At 38.2% G+C, this 1,299-nt stretch carries 1 protein-coding gene; it reads left to right on the forward strand.

Features of this window, described 5'->3' with window-relative positions; translation table 11 throughout:
- Positions 1–1,096: group II intron reverse transcriptase/maturase (locus RCF13_RS00655; RefSeq protein WP_308140713.1), on the forward strand; the 1,096-nt coding region annotated here is incomplete at its 5' end.
- Positions 1,097–1,299 lie beyond the last annotated feature (203 nt).

A 1,299-nucleotide genomic window follows, 5' to 3' on the forward strand; every position in this document is an offset into this window, starting at 1 on the left:
AGAAAATATTATCCCAAAATACACCAAAGGGAATAGACGTGCTCCTAGCAAAGAATATCAGGAGTATCAAAAACTTATTTCTAGACACACTTATCGAAAAGATTGGGATATTGTCGCAAAACTGAAAAAAGATGTACAAAAAATACCTTCAAAAGACACCAACGACCCAAACTTCAGAAGGTGTTACTTCATTCGGTATGCTGACGATTGGCTAATAGGTTTTTCAGGAAGCAAAGAAGAAGCAGAAACAATTAAACAAGATATAACAGACTTCCTTAACAAAGAATTAAACCTAACCTTAAGCCAAGAAAAGACCTTGATAACACATGCAAGAACTCAATACGCTAGATTTTTGGGATACGATATACACGTCCTGCATAGCGATACCAAGCATGATAGTCGTGGTCAAAGAAGTATCAACGGAGCTATTGGACTAAGGGTTCCACAAGACATCATGAGAAATAAAATGCGTGAATATATGAGGGCAGGAAAACCAATTCATCGTCCAGAAAGAACCATCAACTCAGAATTCGATATCATCAGTCAATTCCAAGCAGAGTTTCGCGGTTTCGCTCAGTATTATATGTTAGCTTATAACGTCCATCAAATAAACGATGTAAAAAGAATAGTGGAACTCTCGCTAGTGAAAACTTTGGCTAACAAGTACAAAACAACAGTGAACAAAATCTACAAAAAGTACAAAGCAAAAAGAAAAGTCAAAGGAAAAGACAAAGAATTAACAGTTCTTCAAGTGACGGTTGAAAGAGAAAAGAAAAAACCACTCGTAGCGTATTTTGGTGGCGTTGAACTAAAACATCAGAAAAAAGCACAAATAGAAGATATACCAGCCAAGATTTACAGCAAAAGAAATGAATTAATCACCAGACTTCTTAACGACAGATGTGAGCTTTGCGGTTCTGATGATAGAGTTCAAATGCACCATGTCAAAAAATTAAAAGACCTAAGAAAAGAAGGTAAAGAAAAAGCAGCTTGGGTCAGAAGAATGATTGAAATCAAAAGAAAAACATTGGCGGTTTGCCATGACTGTCATGTTAAAATTCATGCGGGAACGTATGATGGAAAGAAAATTCGCTGATAGTTAATTACTGGGGAGCGGAATGAGTAGGAAACTCTCACGTTCCGTTCTGCGAGAGGGGTTTGGAAAAGTGCTGTTCTCGAACAGTAACTCGCTGGGCTCCTACTCGAACTACAAGTCCGGTTCTTAGGGGGGAAAGAGATGGTAACATCTTTGACCTACCCGACTGCTGGCAACGCCAACATTGATTTTCGTGCGAAACT

The sequence above is a fragment of the Stenotrophomonas maltophilia group sp. RNC7 genome (genome assembly GCF_030910085.1).
In the GTDB taxonomy this organism is placed as follows: domain Bacteria; phylum Pseudomonadota; class Gammaproteobacteria; order Xanthomonadales; family Xanthomonadaceae; genus Stenotrophomonas; species Stenotrophomonas sepilia.